The organism is Leifsonia virtsii (genome assembly GCF_030433675.1).
GTDB classification, from domain to species: Bacteria; Actinomycetota; Actinomycetes; order Actinomycetales; family Microbacteriaceae; genus Leifsonia; species Leifsonia virtsii.
Window position 1 is genome coordinate 87,254 of sequence record NZ_JAROCB010000005.1, and the last position, 17,152, is coordinate 104,405.

Here is a 17,152-nt window from a genome sequence, read left to right on the forward strand (position 1 = left end):
GCCCGGGGACGCGGGACTTGCTCGGCGACGACCGCACCCGTTGCGCCCGTCAGGTGAACCACAGGGCGAGCCCGAACCCCCAGGCGACCAGGGGCAGCGCCACGACGAGCAGGAGGGCGGCCGTGCCGTTCACGCGCAGTCGCATCCCCTTCGGGGTCTCGGCCGAGATCAGCGGGATCGCCAGGGCAAGCACCGCGAGTGCGAGGAGACCACCGAGCTGGAAGGCGGTCTGCGCCTCGCCGACATCCGTGTTGTAGTCACGCGGCCACCAGCCCCAGTCCGCGGCGATCCGGAACGGCAGCGCCCCCATGAACAGGTAGAGGAGGAACAACGGGAGCGCGGGGATGGCGTACCAGCCCAGCATCCGCCATTCCGACCTCGGCGCCCCACGGTCCACCCCATCCATGGGTCCATCTTGCCGGTTCATCGGGCTGGCGCGGGAAGGGCTGGACACGACCACTCGCCATCGAATACTCTGACCAGAGTATTCGATCCAGAGGAGCGGCTCATGGCTAAGCGTGCGGTGTCCAATCCGCTGGCGCTCGCCGTGCTCGCGTGCCTCTGGGAGCGTCCGATGTACCCGTACGAGATGACGACGACGATGCGGGAGCGCGGCAAAGAAGACAGCATCCGCCTCAACTTCGGGTCGCTGTACGCGGTCATCAAGTCGCTCGAGAAGCACGGCTTCATCGAGGTCGCCCAGACCGAGCGCGAGGGCAACCGGCCGGAGCGGGTGGTCTACGCCATCACCGCGAGCGGACGGGCCGAGGCCGAGGAGTGGCTGCGCGAGCTGGTCGAGCTGCCGGTGAAGGAGTACCCGGCGATCGAGACCGGCCTGTCGCTGCTGCCGATGCTCCCGCCGCAGACCGCGGCTGCGCTCCTGGAGAGCCGACGCGACCGGCTGGACGCCGAGCTGGCCGACCGCCGGCGCGAGCAGGAGGAGATCGTCGGCCTCCCCGAGCTGCTCGTGGTCGAGTCGCAGTACCGGATCGCGGTGCTGGACGCCGAGCGGGCCTTCGTCGCCGACCTGGCGGCACGCATCCGGGACCGCACGATCGGCGGCTATGAGTGGTGGGAGCAGCTGCACGCGCTGCTCGGCCGGGGCCTCAGCATGGAGGAGATCGGCGACCGCATCGCCGCCGGCGACTTCGGAGAGGAGGCGGCCGCGCTGTTCGATTCGTAGCTGCAGCACCTGCACAGAACGATGGCCGGAGAGCGGCAACTCTCCGGCCATCCACACCTTCAGTCGTTCCGTGAGGAACCTGCGTCAACAGTCACCGAGGGCTGTCTTCAAGGATATCCCGTGCCGGTGGCTGCTCATCAGAAGAAATGGAGAACCACCATGGCACAGCCATCCGGGCCGGCGCTCGTCGCCGACCAGCTCGTGAAGACCTACAGCGGCGGGAGAGGCAAGCCTCCCGTCCGCGCGCTCGACGGCCTCGGGTTCGAGGTGAGGGCCGGGACCGTGTTCGGCCTGCTCGGACCGAACGGGGCCGGCAAGTCGACGACCATGAAGATCCTGTCGACCCTCTCCCGCGCCGACTCGGGCTCGGCCTTCGTCGCGGGGATCGACGTCGTGCGGCAGCCCTCCCGCGTGCGCCGGGCGATCGGTTTCGTCGCGCAGAAGCCGGTGTCCGACCCGATGGGGACGGGTGCCGAGAACCTCGTGCTCGCCGGCCGCCTCCAGGGCATGTCCGGCCGAGAGGCCGTCGCGCGCTCGCGCGAGCTGCTCGACCGGTTCGGGCTCACCGGGCACGCTCGGCGGCAGGTGAAGACGTACTCCGGCGGCATGGCCCGCAAGCTGGACGTCGCGATCGGCCTCATGCACCGCCCGCAGGTGCTCTTCCTCGACGAGCCCACCACCGGGCTCGACCCGGAGGCGCGCGCCGAGCTGTGGCTCGAACTGGAGCGGATGACCACGGGCGAGAACCTCACGGTGCTGCTCACCACGCACTACCTGGACGAGGCGGACCGTCTCGCCGACCGCCTCGCGATCGTCGACCACGGCCGCGTCGTCGCGGGTGGGACGCCGGAGGAGCTCAAGAACGGACTGCGCGGCGACGCCGTCGTGGTCGAGCTCGCATCCGACGCCGACCCGTTCGCCGGCCTCGCGGCGTTGCAGCGGGTGGAGGCGCTCCGCGAGGTCGGAGGGGACGGCCGCACCCTGCGCGGCCGTGCCGACAGCGGCGCCGCCACGCTGCCGCAGGCGCTCGCCGCCCTCGAGGCCGCCGGCGTCGCCGTCGCCTCCGCCACCGTCGCCCGGCCGAGCCTTGACGACGTCTACCTGCGGCACACCGGCCGCACCTTCACGCGGGCGCAGGAGTCCGCCGAACTCGTCCTGGAGAACGCACGATGACCACCGCAGTCCTCACCCCCTCCCGCCCGGTGCGCCGCGGCGGACCGACCTTCCTCACGCACACGCTGCTGCTCACCGGGCGGCAGCTGCGCGCGGCCTGGCGGATGCCGGCCTTCCTGGTGATGAACCTGGTGCAGCCGGTCATCTGGCTGCTGCTCTTCGGGCAGCTGTTCAAAGCCGTGATCGACATCCCGGGCTTCGGCGTCGGCCAGAGCTACCTGGAGTACCTGACGCCGGGCGTTGTGATGATGCTCGCGCTGTTCGGCAGCGCGTGGTCCGGGACGGTCTACATCCAGGACATGGACCGCGGGGTGATGGACCGGTTCCTCACCTCGCCGACGAACCGCGCGGCGATGATCGTGTCGACGCTGGTGTACCAGTCCATCCTCGCGGTGGGCCAGTCGCTCATCGTGCTCGGCATCGCGTTCTGGGCGGGCGCGCGCTTCGACGGCGGGGTCGCCGGCATCCTGCTGCTCCTGCTCGGCGTGGTGCTGCTCACCGCCGTGTTCTGCTCGCTCTCCAACGCGATCGCGCTGCTGACGCGCGAGCAGACGGCGCTCATCGGGATCTCGCAGCTGCTGACGCTGCCGCTGATGTTCCTCAGCTCCGCCATCATGAACACGAAGCTGTCACCTGAGTGGGTGCAGAACGTCTCCGCCTACAACCCGTTCGAGTGGGCCGTGATCGTCGGCCGGGAGGCGCTCTCGGCATCCCCCGACTGGCCGTCGCTCTGGCTGCACGCTGGGCTGCTCGCGGCCCTGGCCCTCGTCATGGCGACCTGGGCGACGAGCGCCTTCCGCACCTACCAGCGCACCACCTGATCCCAGCCAACAGCTCCTGAGTTCTTCGCGCTGATCCGCCTGGATCGGTCGAACAACTCCGGAGCTGTTGGCGTGGCGTGGCGGTTAGAAGAGGTCGGGGGAGGGGGCGCTGGCGTAGCGGATGGAGACGTCGGCGTGGCGGTCGAACCGGTAGCCGACGCCGCGGACGGTGCGCACGATGTCCTCGTAGCGGCCCAGCTTCGCGCGCAGGCGGCGCACGTGGACGTCGATGGTGCGCTCGTTCGGCACCTCGTCCTCGTCCGCGCCGCTCCACAGCGAGCTGATCAGCTCGGCGCGCTCGATGGTCCGGCCCTCGCGCAGCACCAGGTACTGCAGCAGCTCGAACTCCTTGTAGGTGAGCGCGACGGTCTGGTTGTCGAGCACGAGACGCTTGCGCGAGATGTCGACGACCACGCCGGAGGCGGCGCGGTCCTCGTCCTCGTCGACGGTCACCTCGTGGCGGTGCTTGGCGATCGCGGCCGGGTCCTGCAGGGCGAGGCGCACCACATCCACGTCGCGTCCGCCGGCACCGGCCGGGGCCAGGGCGACGGCGGCGTAGGTCTCGGCGGTGGGCGCGAGCTCGGCGGTCAGGCGCTTCAGCGCCTCGACGATGCGGCCGAGGTCGGTGCCGGCGGCGGCGGCCTTCGCCTCGTCGATGCCGACGTAGAGGACGAAGCCGCGGGCCTCGGTGCCCTCGGGGACGGCGCGGATGCGGGGCGCCGACTCGGTGGAGGCGGGGGCCGGGGCTGCTGCGGTCGCGGTCTCCGCGGGGGCCGGGCGGACCGGGCTGACGGGGGAGACGGCGGAGGTGCGGGGGAAGGCGGTGTCGATGGTAGCCAGAGACATGGGAGTCGAGTCCTTAGGTGATGATGTTGTCCCGGATCCCGGTGTGCCAGTGCTCCGCGGGTACGGCGGAGGGCGGGGATTTCGCGGGTGCCTTGTGTTGTGGCCCGGTCAGAGGGGCCTGGTGCGCGGGAGCGTGAGTGTGGCGCTCCCGGGGAGCGTGCGCCCGGTCACGACCAGATGGGTCGGAGGGCGGCTGCTCGGCGAAGGGTCGTCAGATCAGCGACACATTCGGCAACACATGACCGAGTCGCGGCCGGCCATCATCATGCCGGCATCCCCAAGGGCCTCGAAGGAGGTCAGGGTACGCGAGTTGTCAGTCATGCAGGACAGTAAAACCGACGATGACTCGACGTGTCAAATCATTACGGAATGTTGCGGACGCGTCAGACGGTCCCGTAGAGCCGGTCACCCGCGTCGCCGAGGCCCGGGACGATGTAGCCGTTCTCGTTCAGCCGCTCGTCGAGAGAGCCGAGGACGATCGTCACATTGCGGCCCTCCGTCGCCTTCTCCAGGGCCTCCAGGCCCTCGGGAGCTGCGAGCAGGCAGATCGCGGTCACATCCACCGCGTTGCGCTGGAACAGGAAGTCGATGGCCGCGCCCAGCGAGCCGCCGGTGGCCAGCATCGGGTCGAGGACGAAGCACTGGCGGTCGGAGAGGTCCATCGGGAGGCGCTCGGCGTACGTCGTCGGCTCCAGGGTCTCCTCGTTGCGCACCATGCCGAGGAAGCCGACCTCGGCGGTCGGCATCAGCCGCACCATCCCCTCGAGCATCCCGAGGCCCGCGCGCAGGATCGGGACGACGAGCGGCCGAGGCTCGCTCAGTGCGACACCGGTGGTCGTCGTGACGGGGGTCTGGATCTCGACCGGCTCGACCCGGACGCCCCGCGTCGCCTCGTAGGCGAGCAGCGTGACGAGCTCCTCCGTCAGCTGCCGGAACACCGGCGACGGCGTCGTCTTGTCGCGGAGCACCGTCAGCTTGTGGGTGATGAGGGGGTGGTCCGCAACGTGCACTCGCATAGGCTCAAGGCTAGCCGAACATCCCCGCACCGACCCCCGGAGGAGCCGTCGTGAGCCTCGCCGTCCCCGACGCGTACGAAGAGTGGATGCGTCGCGCCCTCGCGGACGCACGGCTCGCCTTCGACACGGGCGACGTGCCGGTGGCCGCTCTCGTCCTGGACGAGTCCGGTGCGGTCATCGGGACGGGCCGCAACGAGCGCGAGCTGCGCCACGACCCGACCGCGCACGCGGAGGTGCTGGCGCTGCGCGAGGCTGCGGCCTCCCGTGACGACTGGCACCTGGAGGGCTGCACGCTCGTCGTCACGCTGGAGCCCTGTGTGATGTGCGCCGGAGCCGTGCTGGCCGCGCGCGTCCCGACCGTGGTGTTCGGCGCGTGGGACGAGAAGGCCGGCGCGGGCGGCTCGGTGTACGACGTGCTGCGCGACCGACGGCTCAACCACCGCGTCGAGGTGTTCGCCGGGGTGCTCGCCGAGGAGTGCGGAGAGGTTCTGCTCGACTTCTTCCGCGCGAAGCGCTAGCGCGGGCAGCTACCGCGGCAGGCTCTCCAGCCACTCGGAGAATGCGGCCCGCGAGGCCTGCTGCATCCGCGCCGAGTACGCCTCCCGGTCGCGCCGGAGCGCCTCCGGGTCGATGGCCAGCTCATCCAGCTCGTTGTACCCGTCCGACACCCAGGTCTCGTGCATCTCGTCCGTGACCTCGGGATGGAACTGCACCGCCAGCGCGAAGTCGCCGATCGCGAACGCCTCGTTGGAGTAGTCGCTGGAGGACGCCAGCAGCGTCGCCTGCTCCGGCAGCTCGAACGTGTCGCCGTGCCACTCCACCACCGGGACGCCGTCGAAGTGCCGGATCGGCGACCCGGCGCCCGCCTCGGTCGGCTCGACGCGCCGGTAACCGATCTGCATAGTGTCACCGCGGTAGACGCGCTCGCCGAGGGCGCCCGCCATGAGCTGCGCGCCGAGGCACACGCCGAGCGTCGGGCGCTCGGCCTCGATCCGCGCGCGCAGCAGGCTCTTCTCCTTCTCGAGGAAGGGGAACTCGTCGGTCTGGTACGCGCCCATCTCGCCGCCCAGCACGACCACCAGGTCGGCCTCCGCCGGGTCGATCGCCGAGACGTCCTCCGCGGTCACGTCGACGACGCGCAGCTCGTACCCGTGCTCGACGAGCACCGGGCCGATGTTGCCGAGGTGGATGCTGGGGTCGTGCTGCAGGATGACGGCGGTGCGGGTCACTCGAGTCCTTTGATGACGATGGTGTCGGTCGCCGGCGCGGCCTCGTTGGGGTCGATCCAGACGTCCGGTTCGATGTAGATGACGCGGGCTGCCGGAACGGCGTCCCGGATGCGGCGCTCGACGACGTCGATCGCGGCCGCGACGTCCGCCAGGCGGTGCTCGCCCGAGAACGCCAGCTTCGCGGCGACCATCAGCTCGTCCGGGCCGAGGTACAGCGTCTTCATGTGGATGATGCGCTCGACCTCGTCGCCGGCCGTCACGGCCCGCTCGATGGCCGCGACGTCGGCGTCGCTCGCGCCCTCGCCGACGAGCAGGCTCTTCGTCTCGATGCCCAGCACGATGGCGACCGCGACCAGCAGGAGGCCGATCAGCACCGTCCCGATGCCGTCGAACACGCTGTTGCCGGTGATGACGGTGAGTCCGACGCCGAGGAGGGCGAAGACGAGGCCGGTGAGGGCCGCGACGTCCTCCAGCAGCACGACGGGGAGCTCCGGGGCCTTCGCGCGGCGGATGAACTGCGGCCACGACATCCCGTGCTTGTGCGGGCGCGACTCGTGCACCGCGGTGCGGAGGGAGAAGGACTCCAGGCCGATGGCGATGAGGAGCACGAGGATGGGCAGCCAGGCGTTCTCGAGCGGGTGCGGGTGGGTGAGCTTCTCCACCCCTTCGTAGATGGAGAAGACGCCGCCGACCGAGAACAGGATGATGGAGACGACGAAGGCGTAGACGTAGCGCTCGCGGCCGTACCCGAACGGGTGCTCGCGGTCCGCCTTCTTGCGCGACTGGCGGCCGCCGAGGAGGAGCAGCAGCTGGTTGCCGGAGTCGGCGAGGGAGTGCACGCCCTCCGCGAGCATCGACGAGGAGCCGGAGAACGCCCACGCGATGAACTTGGTGAGGGCGATGCCGAGGTTGGCCGCGAAGGCCGCGACGATCGCCCTGGTTCCACCTGATGCGCTCATGCCCCTCATCCTAGGATGGCCGCATGGACGACGCGCAGAACGTGAACCTCCCGACGATCGCCATGCTGGGCGCGGGCTCGATGGGCCGCGCCATCCTGAGCGGCCTGCTCGCGCCGCACGTGCACGCGGCAGGGATCCGGGTGACCAACCGGTCGGAGGCGCGCGCGGCGGAGCTCTCGGGCACCCCGGGCGTGACGACGTACGCGACCGAGAAGAAGCCGGACGCGAACCGGCTCGCCGTCGACGGCGCCCAGCTGGTCATCGTCGCCGTCAAGCCGGCGATGGTGCGCGACCTGCTCGCAGAGATCGTGGACTCGCTCGCGCCGGGGACCATCGTGGTGAGCGTCGCGGCCGGCGTGACGACCGCCACGATGGAGTCGCTGCTGCCGGACACGATCTCGGTCGTGCGTGCGATGCCGAACACGCCTGCCGTCGTCGGCAAGGCCGTCACCGGGATCAGCGCGGGCTCGCACACCGAGGAGGACGACCTGGCGCTCGTCCGCACCCTGTTCGAGACCGTCGGCGAGGTCGTCGAGGTGCCGGAGTCGCAGCTGGATGCGCTCAGCACGATCTCCGGGTCGGGCCCGGCGTATGTGTTCCTCCTGATCGAGGCGCTCACGCAGGCGGCCGTCGAGAAGGGCTTCACCCCGGAGCAGGCGGCGACCCTGGTGAACGGCACGTTCCTGGGCGCCTCGGAGCTGCTGGTCTCCTCCGACGAGGACCCGGCCGAGCTGCGCCGCCGCGTCACCAGCCCAAACGGCACCACCGAGCGCGCGATCGCCGTGCTCGCCGACGCCGACCTCCCCGCCCTCTTCACCCGCGCCACCGACGCCGCCCTCGCCCGAGCCCGCGAACTAGCCGCCGGCTGACGCCGCCCGCCCCATCGCTTCCTCACTTAATCCGGCGACACGCCGGTCCCGGGCGGAATCATCGAGGAAGCGGTTGCGAGGGCACGACGGACTGACAGGACGGCGCGCGGGGTCTGGCCACGGAGGTCGGCTGCCGTAACGAAGACGACATTCCAGCCTGCGGCCATGAGACGTTCGCGGCGATAGATGTCCGCCTGGTAGACCTCGTCGTCTGTTCTGTGATGATCGCCCAGATACTCGATCGCGACTCGGCGGTCGGGGTAAGCGAGGTCGACCATGGCCAGAAGGACATCGCGCTCCACGATCCTGTGGTTGAGATGGGGTTCAGGCAGGCCCGCGTCGACCAGCTCGACCCGAAGGCGTGATTCTTGTGGGGAGAGGGAACCGTGTCTGATCCGGTCCAGGGCCAACCGAAGATTGCGGACCCCTGGGCGGCGGCCATGGCGCTTGGCCGCAGCCGCCAGATCATCGCGCGTCCAGGGACTCCGAACGCCTGAATACGGTTCATCCCCGGTAAGGAGGAAGTCGCCCATCGCGATCAGGTCGGTCAGGCCAATGGACCCGGAAAGCTGTGCCCAGGTGTCCTGAGCAGACATGCAGCGGAGTCCTTCCACATCGACCACTCGGTGGCCCGCTGGGCGAAGCTCGTGAGGGATCACGCCGCGCACGCGCGACGGCTTGCGAGGAGCGAACACCGCGACATCGATGCCCCGAGGACAGAAGCGTCTCGGGAGAGGGAGGTGATGGAGGATGGCAGCGCTGAAGTGGCTGAACACATCGCCAGCGTGGTCGCGAGATGCGTACGCGTGGCATAGCGCTCGGTGATCGTCGAGCGGCATCTCAATGGTGCGGACGCCGTGGAAGGGCCGCTGGAGGTCGCGCCGATAGAGGCGATGTTTGCTCAGTCCTGCGCCTAGAGCTTCGGCAAAGGTGAACCCTTCTCTCGCCAACCCGGTCCGCTCGACGTCATCGGTACCCATTCCCCGATCCTGGACTCACTGGAGCGCTCGCCCCGCGTTATCCACATCCCCCTCATCGCTTCCTCGGTTAATCTGGTTCTCAGGGCCCCGGCGACAGATTAATCGAGGAAGCGATGGTCAGGACTCGAGGGCGGCGAAGCGCTCTATGTCGGCGGAGGAGCCGGAGACGATGATGAGGTCGTGGTCGGTGACGACGGTCTCGGGGGTCGCGTAGGTGAAGGGGCGGCCGGGCGGCTTCACGCCGACGACCGTGATGTTGTGCTTCGACCGGACACCGGACTGGCCGAGCGGGAGGCCGCGGATCGGCTTCGGCGGGTACATCTTCACGAGCGCGAAGTCGTCGTCGAACTCGATGAAGTCGAGCATCCGTCCCGACACCAGGTGCGCCGCGCGCTCTCCCGCCTCGGCCTCCGGGTAGATCACGTGGTTGGCGCCGATGCGCTCCAGGATCTTGCCGTGCGACTTCGAGATCGCCTTCGCCCAGATCTGCGGCACCTTGAGGTCGACCAGGTTGGCGGTGATGAGCACGCTCGCCTCGATCGATGATCCGACGGCGACCACGGCGATGGAGAAGTCCTCCGCGCCGATCTGCCGCAGCGTCTCGATCGAGCGGGCGTCCGCCTGCACGGTGTGGGTGACCCGGTCGGCCCACTTCTGCACGAGGTTCGCGTCGGTGTCGATGGCGAGGACCTCGCGGCCGAGCCGGTCGAGCTGGCCCGCGGTGGCGGCGCCGAAGCGGCCGAGGCCGATCACGAGGACGGGCGCGTTGTGCTTGATCCGGTCACCCAACGAGCGGCCTCTCCTCCGGGTTGTGGTAGAGCTGTCGCCGCTGGCTCTGCGCCAGCGCGGCGGCGAGAGTCACTGTACCAACGCGCCCGCAGAACATCGTGGCCGCCATCACGTAGACGCCGGCGTCGGGCAGTCGCTCGGTCAGGCCGGTCGAGAGCCCGCAGGTCGCGAACGCGGAGATGACGTCGAACAGCACATGGTCGAGCGGCGCCTTCGTGATCTGCAGGATGAGGATGCTCGACACCGCCACGATGGTCGCGCCCCACAGCGCCACCGACACGGACAGCCGCAGCACGTCGATCGGGATGCGGCGCTTGAACGCATCCATCGACTCCACACCGCGCGCCTCGGCGAATGCGGCCAGGAAGAGGACGGCGAGGGTGGTCACCTTGATGCCGCCCGCGGTCGAGGCCGAGCCGCCGCCGATGAACATCAGCATGTCGGTCACGAGCAGGCTCGACCCGTGGAGGTCGTCGATCGGGATGGTCGAGAAGCCTCCTGACCGCGCCATGGTGGACAGGAAGAAGGACTGGAACACGGTGTGGCCGGCATCCAGATGCCCGAAGGTCTTCGGGTTGTCGTACTCGAGCACGATGTAGAGCACCGCGCCCGCGACCAGCAGGATCAGCGAGGTCAGCACCGTCAGCTTGACGTGGATGCCCCACCGCCGCCGCTTCTGCCGAAGATTGGATGCGATGGCGAAGATGACCGGGAACCCGATCGCGCCGAGGAACACGCCGATCATCAGCGCCGTGAGGAACCAGTAGTCCGTCGCGAACGCCTGGATGCCCTCCGCGTTCGGCGTGAAGCCGGTGTTCGTGAACGCCATCGCCGAGTAGTACAGCGACTCCCAGGCGGCGGTGCCGACGTCGATCCCGGCGATCAGCATCCGGGGGAACAGCAGCAGGGCGATGCCGCCCTCGATGACGACCATGCTGATCGCGACGGTCGTCAGGAGTTTGCCGACCTCGCCGAGGCGCACGGCCTGGCCCTCGGCCACCGGGCCGGAGTGCATCCGGAGCGGGTTGCTGTCGCTCGCCGCCATGAGCTTCGCCCGCAGCCCGAGCTTGCGCGAGATCACGAGGCCGAGGATGGATGCCATCGTCAGCACTCCGACCGCGCCCACCTGCACGCCGATGTAGACCAGCAGATGCCCGAAGACGGACCAGTGCGTCGCCATGTCGACCGTGGACAGACCGGTGACGCAGATGACGGAGACCGCCGTGAACAGGGAATCGGCGAGCGGCGTCCAGCGTCCGTTCGCCGACGAGATCGGCAGCGAGAACAGCAGCGTGAACACCAGGATCAGCAGGGTGAACACGAGGATCGCGAACCGCGAAGGACTGCGCGCCGCGAAGGCGTTGATCGCCGCTCGGACGCGTCCGACCGGCGTCGCGGGGAGGCCGCGGGCCACCCGGGTGGCGCTCATCTGTCGGTCCTTCCCGTCGTCTCGTCTGGTCGGGGCGGGCTTCGGACATGGTACTGCGCCTGGCGAATGGCTAGCCTTGGGGCATGGCCGACATCTTCGACGTGATCGCCGATCCGACGCGCCGCGACATCCTCCGCGTGCTGCTCGACCGCAACACGGAGGCGACGCATTCCGTCGGCGAGATATCCGTCTCCGAGATCGTCGCCACGCTCGAACTGAGCCAGCCGACGGTGTCGAAGCACCTGAAGGTCCTGCGCGAGGCCGGGCTGGTGTCCGTGCGCGAGGAGGGCCAGCACCGCTACTACCGGCTCGACGCCGGGCCGCTGGAGGCGGTGGAGGACTGGGTCATTCCGTTCACGGCATCCGAGGAGGACGTCGCCCTGACCGTGCGCCTGGCGGAGGAGACGCGGGAGTTCGCGAGCTCGGTCGGCAAGGTGCTGGCGGACACCCGCCACCGCGTCTCGTCGGCCACCGAGCGCGTGACGCCGAAGAAGTGGCGCAAGGACTGACCCCGGCGAGTACGATGTCCCCACAGAGGAGGACAGAGCGATGGCACACGACCTGAAGGACGTGCGCTTCCTGACGGTCGCCGAGGTGGCCGACATGATGCGCGTGTCCCGGATGACCGTGTACCGCCTCGTCCACGCGGGTGAGCTTCCGGCCATCCGCTTCGGGCGTTCGTTCCGCGTTCCCGAGTCGGCGGTCGAGCATCTGCTCGATGCGGCCACCTACCGTGAGGGCGGCGTCGCGGACTCGGCGTGACGTCGGGTAGACTTGCTCTTCGTGTCGCCGCGCGCCCCGCGGCATACCCCTGATTCTTTGTGAGGTCTACGTGGGTTCCGTTATCAAGAAGCGTCGCAAGCGTATGGCGAAGAAGAAGCACCGCAAGCTTCTTCGCAAGACGCGCCACCAGCGTCGCAACAAGAAGTAGACCCCGGTCTGCGGCTCAAGCGTCGGTCCACCCGGGCCGGCGCTTCTTGCTGTGCGTCGAGGCTCCCGGCCGTGCCGTTTAGAGTGGATGCGTGTCCACCGTGTCCCTGACGCTCATCGGCAAGCCCGGCTGCCACCTCTGCGATGACGCGAGGGAGGTCGTCCGCTCCGTGATCGCCGACCTGCCGGCCGATGCGCCGACGGTGACCGTCGAGGAGCGGGACATCCTGCAGGAGCCCGACCTCCACGAGAAGTACGTCGAGGACATCCCGGTCGTCCTGGTCGATGGACGCATGCACACCTACTGGCGCGTCGATCCCGTCCGCCTGCGAACCGCCCTGCTGGAGGCCCGATGACCATCCGCCACGTCGTCTCGTGGAAGCTCGCGACCACCGACGAGCAGGAGCGCGCCGAGCAGGCCGCCCGCATCAAGAGCGGGCTCGAGTCGCTGCCCGCCGTCATCCCCGAGCTCCGCTCTGCGGAGGTCGGCGTGACGGTCGCGCCCGGTGACGACTTCGACGTGGTGCTGATCAGCGACTTCGACAGCCTGGACGACATCCGGATCTATCAGGATCACCCCGCGCACCTGGAGGTGGCGGGGTACATCCGCTCGGTCGTGGCCGGACGCGCAGCGGTCGACTTCGAGGTCTGACCACCGGCTCTGACCACCGGCTCAGAGCACCGGACTCAGAGCACCGGGCTCTGGGCGATGTCCACGTCGCGGCGGCGGTAGTCCTGCAGGAACTGCGTCAGCGTCCCGGAGTAGAGCGCCTTCACCAGGTCGCCGGCCTTCGCGCCGTCGCGCTCCTTCGCCGCGGCGAGGATGTCGGCGAGGGCTCCGGGGAGGTCGTCGACGCCGAACGGCGTCTGCCACACCGACACGTAGCGCAGCAGCTGGGGACTGAGGCCCTCGCTCATCGCGGTGAGCACGTCATTGCCGCCCGAGCGCACCAGGTCGAGGAAGAAGTCGTTGAAGGCGTGGCCGAGGGCGGGGAGTTCACGGCCCTTCGACGCCTTGCGCACCTCTTTGAGCGCCTTGTCGAGGCTCGCGATGGTGGCGTTGTCGATGGTCGGGACGAACGTCCTGGCCGCCTTCTCGTACAGGAGGCCGGTGCTGTAGATGGCCTCGTCGATCGCCTTGAGGTCGATCGGCGCGACACGCGTGTACCGGTTCGGCGCCATCTCGACGAGCCCGAGGTCGGCGAGCTTCATCAGGGCCTCGCGGATGGGCGTGCGGGAGACGCCGAGCCAGGCGGTGAGCTTCTCGTCGAGCAGGGTCTCGCCAGGCTCCAGGGTGCCGTCGAGGATGCCCTCGTAGAGACGGCTGTAGACGACGTCGCGCAGCAGTCGCCGCTCGACGGGTGCGGTGTCGCTCACGGGCAGCGGCATCAGCGCATCTCCTTCTGGGTGGACACGAACTCGTCGGCGATCGCCGGAAGCGTCTTGTCGAACAGGTCGGCGGCGGCGCGGGCCGCCTTGTCGCCCTTGCCCGCGACGCCGGCGTCGGCCAGCGCCTTGAGCGAGCCGCGGGCCTTGTCGAACGCCGAGTCCGACTTGACCGCGTTGAGCGCGCGCTGCACCTCGGGCAGGTGGCGCTTGAGCAGGCGGGCGATGGTGCCGTTGTCGAGGCGGCGCACGTAGACGCCCACGAGGCCGTCGGCCGAGAGGGCGGTGCGCACTGCGGTCGCGGCGTCGCCGTCGGCGGCCGTGCGCAGCGCCTCGCGGTCGTCGTCGGTCAGCAGCGGGGTCGCGTCGCGGACGACGCCGGTGACCAGCACGCCGACGGTCGCGATCAGCTGGCGCAGCCGCTCCGGGTCGATCGGCGTGACGCGGGTGCGCCGCTGGGGCAGGATCTCCACCAGGCCCATCGCGGCGAGCTGGTTGAGCGCTTCGCGCACCGGGGTGCGGGAGACGCCGACCCACCGCTCGATCTCGGCGTCGTAGAGCTGCTCGCCGGGAAGGAGGTCCCCGCCGACGATGGCGTCGAGGAGGCGCTGGAAGACTTCGTCTCGGATGAGCCGCCGGGGGCTGGCGGCCTCTGTCACGGGCACGGGCATAGAGGCATGTTACATCCGAACGTGAGCGGTTCGGCCCCGAAATACCACGTGTTGAAAGCCTGCATTGCTTGCAATTCCGGGCATCTGCACGCGCAGCGGACGCCCATCCCACGCGCACCGGGCGCACAGCGTCGCGGGCGTAGGCTGGTCCGGTGAGTACAGCCCCGACCGCACGGCGGGAGACTGGCGTGACGGTCCTGGAGGCCGAGACCGCTCCACTCGATGACGTCCGCCAGCTCATCCCCTTCCTCGACTCCCGCACCCCGCTGCTCTGGCTGCGCAAAGGCGAGGGCATGGCCGCCGTCGGCGAGGTGCTCCGGCTCGACTTCTCCGGCCCCGACCGCATCCAGCAGGCCTCCGCGGCCTGGCGGGCCACCGCCGCCGCAGCGGTCGTCGACGACGCCGTCCGCACTCCCGGAACCGGTCTCGTGGCCTTCGGCACGTTCGCCTTCGACGACGAGAGCACTGCGACGAGCACCCTCATCGTCCCGGAGCTCGTGATCGGGCGCCGCGGCAGCAGGAGCTGGGTCACGCGTATCCGCCGGGCGGGGGAGCCGCCGTCCTCCGTGCTGCCGCACCCGACGCCGTTCGGCGACGAGTACCGGCTGAGCCTCCTGCCGGGCCGGCTCGACGACGACGGCTACCGCACCGCCGTGGCGCGCGCCGTCGAGCACATCCGGGAGCAGGACCTCTCCAAGGTCGTGCTCGCCCGCGAGCTGCGCGGCCACCTGCCCCTGGAGTCCGACCTCCGCCGCGCCCTGGTGGAGCTCGCCCTCGGCTACCCCGACTGCTGGACGTTCGCCGTCGACGGGCTCGTCGGTTCGTCGCCGGAGACGCTGGTGCGCGTGCACCACGGGACGGTCACCGCGCGCGTGCTCGCCGGCACCATCTCGCGCGGCTCGGACGCGGCGAAGGACGCCGCCGCCGCTGCCTCTCTCGCGGCGAGCGCCAAGGACCAGGGCGAGCACCGCTTCGCCGTCACGAGCGTGATGGATGCGCTCCGCCCGCACAGCGCGGACCTGGCGGCCAGCGAGGAGCCCTTCACCCTGAAGCTCCCGAACCTCTGGCACCTGGCCACCGACGTCGCCGGGATGCTGAGCGACGGCTCGAGTTCGCTCGACCTCGCCGCCGCGCTGCATCCGACCGCCGCGGTCGCCGGCACCCCGCGCCGCGACGCCGTGGAGCTCATCCGGGAGCTGGAGCCGTTCGACCGCGGCCGCTACGCCGGACCGGTCGGCTGGGTCGGCGGCGACGGCGACGGCGAGTGGGCGATCGCCCTCCGCTGCGCCCAGGTGACCCCGGAGGGCGACCTGACCGCCTACGCCGGCGCCGGGATCGTCGCGGACTCCGACCCGGATCGGGAGCTCGCGGAGACCACGATGAAGTTCCGGCCGATCGTGGAGGCGTTCGGCTGAGAGCCGCGTTTCAGGACTCGGCGAGCCGTCGCTTCTGCTCCTCGACGTCGTAGTTCGGCGTCGGCCAGCGCAGATCGAGACGCTGCAGGGCCACGATGAGGAGCTGCTGGACCGCGACCCTCGCGTACGACTTGTGGTCGGCGGGGACGACGAACCACGGCGCGTTCTCGGTCGAGGTGCGCTCCAGCATGAGCTGGTACGCGTCCTGGTAGCCGTCCCAGCGGAGGCGCTCGTCCACGTCGGCCGGGTTGAACTTCCACAGCTTGTCCGGGCGCTCCAGGCGGGAGGCGAGCCGCTTCTTCTGCTCGTCGCGGCCGAGGTGCAGCATGACCTTGACGATCGTGGTCCCGGCCTCGGTCAGTTCCTGCTCGAACGCGTTGATCGCGCCGTACCGGCGCTCGATCTCGTCCGCGGGGGCCAGGTTGCGCACGCGGCCGATCAGGACGTCCTCGTAGTGGCTGCGGTCGAACACCCCGACCTGGCCGGCCTTCGGCACCTCGCGCCAGACCCGCCAGAGGAAGTCGTGCGCGAGCTCCTCCGGTGTCGGCTTCCCGAAGCCCGCGTAGTGGACGCCGCCCGGGTTCATCGCGCCGATCACGTGGGAGACGATGCCGCCTTTGCCCGCGGTGTCCATCGCCTGGAGCACGAGCAGCACCGAGCGCGACTCACCCTCCCTGCCGCACGCGAACAGCAGCTCCTGCAGGCCGGCCAGGACGCTCTCGCCGTCCGCGAGCGCCTTCTCCCTGTCGGCCTTGCCGCCCTTGAAGCCGGGCGTCGCGTCCGTCGGCTGGTCGGCGAGACGGAAACCGGGCTCCGCACGCAGCAGTTCGTAGGGATCGCCCGTCCAGTACGTGTCGTCGGACACCGTCGCCTCCTCGTCCCGCCGCGTCGTCGCCGCGCGTGCGCCTGGGGCGCCCATGGTAGTCCTCCGGGGGCCGGCCGAAATGCGTTCTAGCCACGACTCGTCGCGCGGCATTACGGTGTGCGCGTCGAGAGGAGTCCGAGATGGGCACGTTCTGGAGCGTCTTCCTGTACGTCTTCTGGATCTTCGCGTTCGTCGCGTTCCTGATGGTGCTGTTCACCGTGCTGGTGGATCTGTTCCGGGACCACCACCTGAACGGCTGGTGGAAGGCGCTGTGGGTGATCTTCCTCGTCTTCTTCCCGGTGCTCGGAGTGCTCGTGTACCTCATCGCGCGCGGTCGCGGGATGGCGGAGCGCAACCTGGCGCGCCAGGCCACCGTGCCGGAGGACGACAGCTGGGGGCAGCATCCGACCGCGTCGGCCACACCGGCGGCCGACATCCAGCAGGCGCAGACGCTGCTCGACCAGGGCGTCATCAGCACGGGCGAGTTCAACGCGCTGAGGGCCAAGGCGCTGGGAGAGCGGTACTGAACCGGTGTCTCGCGCGCAGCAGCGCCGCCTGACCGTTCGGCGTGCATCCTGCCGCTGGAATGCA

Annotated in this window: 23 protein-coding genes; 12 read left to right on the top strand and 11 right to left on the bottom strand. The window is 69.9% G+C overall.

Features of this window, described 5'->3' with window-relative positions; genetic code table 11:
- Nucleotides 1-49: 49 nt before the first annotated feature.
- The gene (locus tag P5G59_RS17280; protein WP_301220256.1) at nt 50-406 is read right to left on the bottom strand and encodes a hypothetical protein; all 357 of its coding nucleotides are present in this window, start codon (nt 404-406) and stop codon (nt 50-52) included.
- A 102-nt stretch (nt 407-508) separates the two neighbouring features.
- Here P5G59_RS17280 and P5G59_RS17285 point away from each other — a divergent pair, with 102 nt between their 5' ends.
- From P5G59_RS17285 to P5G59_RS17295, 3 genes are all read left to right on the top strand, one after another.
- Nucleotides 509-1,183 (top strand): PadR family transcriptional regulator, encoded by a 675-nt coding sequence (locus P5G59_RS17285; RefSeq protein ID WP_301220257.1) that lies wholly within the window; start codon nt 509-511, stop codon nt 1,181-1,183.
- 159 nt (nt 1,184-1,342) lie between these two features.
- Nucleotides 1,343-2,356, top strand: a complete 1,014-nt coding sequence (locus P5G59_RS17290) for an ATP-binding cassette domain-containing protein (protein WP_301220258.1) — start codon at nt 1,343-1,345, stop codon at nt 2,354-2,356.
- On the top strand, nt 2,353-3,177 hold the full coding sequence (locus P5G59_RS17295) for an ABC transporter permease (protein ID WP_301220259.1): 825 nt from the start codon (nt 2,353-2,355) through the stop codon (nt 3,175-3,177). The genes P5G59_RS17290 and P5G59_RS17295 overlap by 4 nt, the downstream gene beginning before the upstream one ends.
- 84 nt (nt 3,178-3,261) lie before the next feature.
- Here P5G59_RS17295 and P5G59_RS17300 read toward each other — a convergent pair whose 3' ends face one another.
- Complete coding sequence (locus tag P5G59_RS17300) at nt 3,262-4,023, bottom strand: winged helix-turn-helix domain-containing protein (protein WP_301220260.1); 762 nt, start codon at nt 4,021-4,023, stop codon at nt 3,262-3,264.
- Nucleotides 4,024-4,406: 383 nt separating this feature from the next.
- The gene (upp, locus tag P5G59_RS17305; protein WP_301220261.1) at nt 4,407-5,039 is read right to left on the bottom strand and encodes a uracil phosphoribosyltransferase; all 633 of its coding nucleotides are present in this window, start codon (nt 5,037-5,039) and stop codon (nt 4,407-4,409) included.
- Between the two features lie 50 nt (nt 5,040-5,089).
- On the opposite strand from upp, the gene tadA reads away from it, so the two are divergent.
- On the top strand, nt 5,090-5,557 hold the full coding sequence (tadA, locus tag P5G59_RS17310) for a tRNA adenosine(34) deaminase TadA (protein ID WP_301220262.1): 468 nt from the start codon (nt 5,090-5,092) through the stop codon (nt 5,555-5,557).
- A gap of 9 nt (nt 5,558-5,566) precedes the next feature.
- Here tadA and P5G59_RS17315 read toward each other — a convergent pair whose 3' ends face one another.
- Both P5G59_RS17315 and P5G59_RS17320 read right to left on the bottom strand, forming a co-directional pair.
- Complete coding sequence (locus tag P5G59_RS17315) at nt 5,567-6,268, bottom strand: glutamine amidotransferase (RefSeq protein ID WP_301220263.1); 702 nt, start codon at nt 6,266-6,268, stop codon at nt 5,567-5,569.
- Nucleotides 6,265-7,227, bottom strand: coding sequence for a cation diffusion facilitator family transporter (locus P5G59_RS17320; RefSeq protein WP_301220264.1), 963 nt, complete (start codon nt 7,225-7,227; stop codon nt 6,265-6,267). The genes P5G59_RS17315 and P5G59_RS17320 overlap by 4 nt, the downstream gene beginning before the upstream one ends.
- A gap of 23 nt (nt 7,228-7,250) precedes the next feature.
- Here P5G59_RS17320 and proC point away from each other — a divergent pair, with 23 nt between their 5' ends.
- Nucleotides 7,251-8,096, top strand: a complete 846-nt coding sequence (gene proC / locus P5G59_RS17325) for a pyrroline-5-carboxylate reductase (protein ID WP_301220265.1) — start codon at nt 7,251-7,253, stop codon at nt 8,094-8,096.
- 26 nt (nt 8,097-8,122) lie between these two features.
- Here proC and P5G59_RS17330 read toward each other — a convergent pair whose 3' ends face one another.
- The 3 genes from P5G59_RS17330 to P5G59_RS17340 all read right to left on the bottom strand — a co-directional run bounded on the left by P5G59_RS17330 (nt 8,123) and on the right by P5G59_RS17340 (nt 11,294).
- Entirely contained in the window at nt 8,123-9,076 is a 954-nt protein-coding gene (locus P5G59_RS17330) for a hypothetical protein (RefSeq protein WP_301220266.1), read from the bottom strand.
- Between the two features lie 117 nt (nt 9,077-9,193).
- Nucleotides 9,194-9,865: a potassium channel family protein gene (locus tag P5G59_RS17335; RefSeq protein ID WP_301220267.1), complete on the bottom strand. Its 672-nt coding sequence runs from the start codon at nt 9,863-9,865 to the stop codon at nt 9,194-9,196.
- The gene (locus P5G59_RS17340) at nt 9,858-11,294 is read right to left on the bottom strand and encodes a TrkH family potassium uptake protein (protein WP_301220268.1); all 1,437 of its coding nucleotides are present in this window, start codon (nt 11,292-11,294) and stop codon (nt 9,858-9,860) included. The genes P5G59_RS17335 and P5G59_RS17340 overlap by 8 nt, the downstream gene beginning before the upstream one ends.
- 83 nt (nt 11,295-11,377) lie before the next feature.
- Between P5G59_RS17340 and P5G59_RS17345 the strand changes: the two genes are divergently transcribed.
- From P5G59_RS17345 to P5G59_RS17365, 5 genes are all read left to right on the top strand, one after another.
- Nucleotides 11,378-11,803 carry an ArsR/SmtB family transcription factor gene (locus tag P5G59_RS17345; protein WP_115696372.1) on the top strand — a complete coding sequence of 142 codons (426 nt, stop codon included), beginning with the start codon at nt 11,378-11,380 and terminating at the stop codon, nt 11,801-11,803.
- Between the two features lie 40 nt (nt 11,804-11,843).
- The gene (locus tag P5G59_RS17350; RefSeq protein ID WP_115696371.1) at nt 11,844-12,056 is read left to right on the top strand and encodes a helix-turn-helix domain-containing protein; all 213 of its coding nucleotides are present in this window, start codon (nt 11,844-11,846) and stop codon (nt 12,054-12,056) included.
- Between the two features lie 70 nt (nt 12,057-12,126).
- On the top strand, nt 12,127-12,225 hold the full coding sequence (locus P5G59_RS17355) for a 30S ribosomal protein bS22 (RefSeq protein ID WP_003792170.1): 99 nt from the start codon (nt 12,127-12,129) through the stop codon (nt 12,223-12,225).
- Between the two features lie 91 nt (nt 12,226-12,316).
- Nucleotides 12,317-12,580, top strand: a complete 264-nt coding sequence (locus P5G59_RS17360) for a glutaredoxin family protein (protein ID WP_301220269.1) — start codon at nt 12,317-12,319, stop codon at nt 12,578-12,580.
- Complete coding sequence (locus P5G59_RS17365) at nt 12,577-12,876, top strand: Dabb family protein (protein WP_301220270.1); 300 nt, start codon at nt 12,577-12,579, stop codon at nt 12,874-12,876. The genes P5G59_RS17360 and P5G59_RS17365 overlap by 4 nt, the downstream gene beginning before the upstream one ends.
- Nucleotides 12,877-12,911: 35 nt before the next feature.
- On the opposite strand, the gene P5G59_RS17370 is transcribed toward P5G59_RS17365, so the two are convergent.
- Together P5G59_RS17370 and P5G59_RS17375 are read right to left on the bottom strand one after the other, a co-directional pair.
- On the bottom strand, nt 12,912-13,613 hold the full coding sequence (locus tag P5G59_RS17370) for a GntR family transcriptional regulator (RefSeq protein ID WP_301220271.1): 702 nt from the start codon (nt 13,611-13,613) through the stop codon (nt 12,912-12,914).
- Nucleotides 13,613-14,281: a GntR family transcriptional regulator gene (locus P5G59_RS17375; protein ID WP_301220272.1), complete on the bottom strand. Its 669-nt coding sequence runs from the start codon at nt 14,279-14,281 to the stop codon at nt 13,613-13,615. Before P5G59_RS17375 ends, P5G59_RS17370 begins: the two co-directional genes overlap by 1 nt.
- A gap of 152 nt (nt 14,282-14,433) precedes the next feature.
- Here P5G59_RS17375 and P5G59_RS17380 point away from each other — a divergent pair, with 152 nt between their 5' ends.
- Entirely contained in the window at nt 14,434-15,696 is a 1,263-nt protein-coding gene (locus P5G59_RS17380; RefSeq protein ID WP_301220273.1) for an isochorismate synthase, read from the top strand.
- Nucleotides 15,697-15,706: 10 nt separating this feature from the next.
- On the opposite strand, the gene P5G59_RS17385 is transcribed toward P5G59_RS17380, so the two are convergent.
- Nucleotides 15,707-16,561, bottom strand: coding sequence for a PPK2 family polyphosphate kinase (locus P5G59_RS17385; RefSeq protein WP_301220274.1), 855 nt, complete (start codon nt 16,559-16,561; stop codon nt 15,707-15,709).
- A 140-nt stretch (nt 16,562-16,701) separates the two neighbouring features.
- Here P5G59_RS17385 and P5G59_RS17390 point away from each other — a divergent pair, with 140 nt between their 5' ends.
- A complete protein-coding gene (locus tag P5G59_RS17390; protein WP_301220275.1) occupies nt 16,702-17,088 on the top strand; it encodes a PLDc N-terminal domain-containing protein in 387 nt (128 codons plus the stop codon).
- Nucleotides 17,089-17,152: the final 64 nt, after the last annotated feature.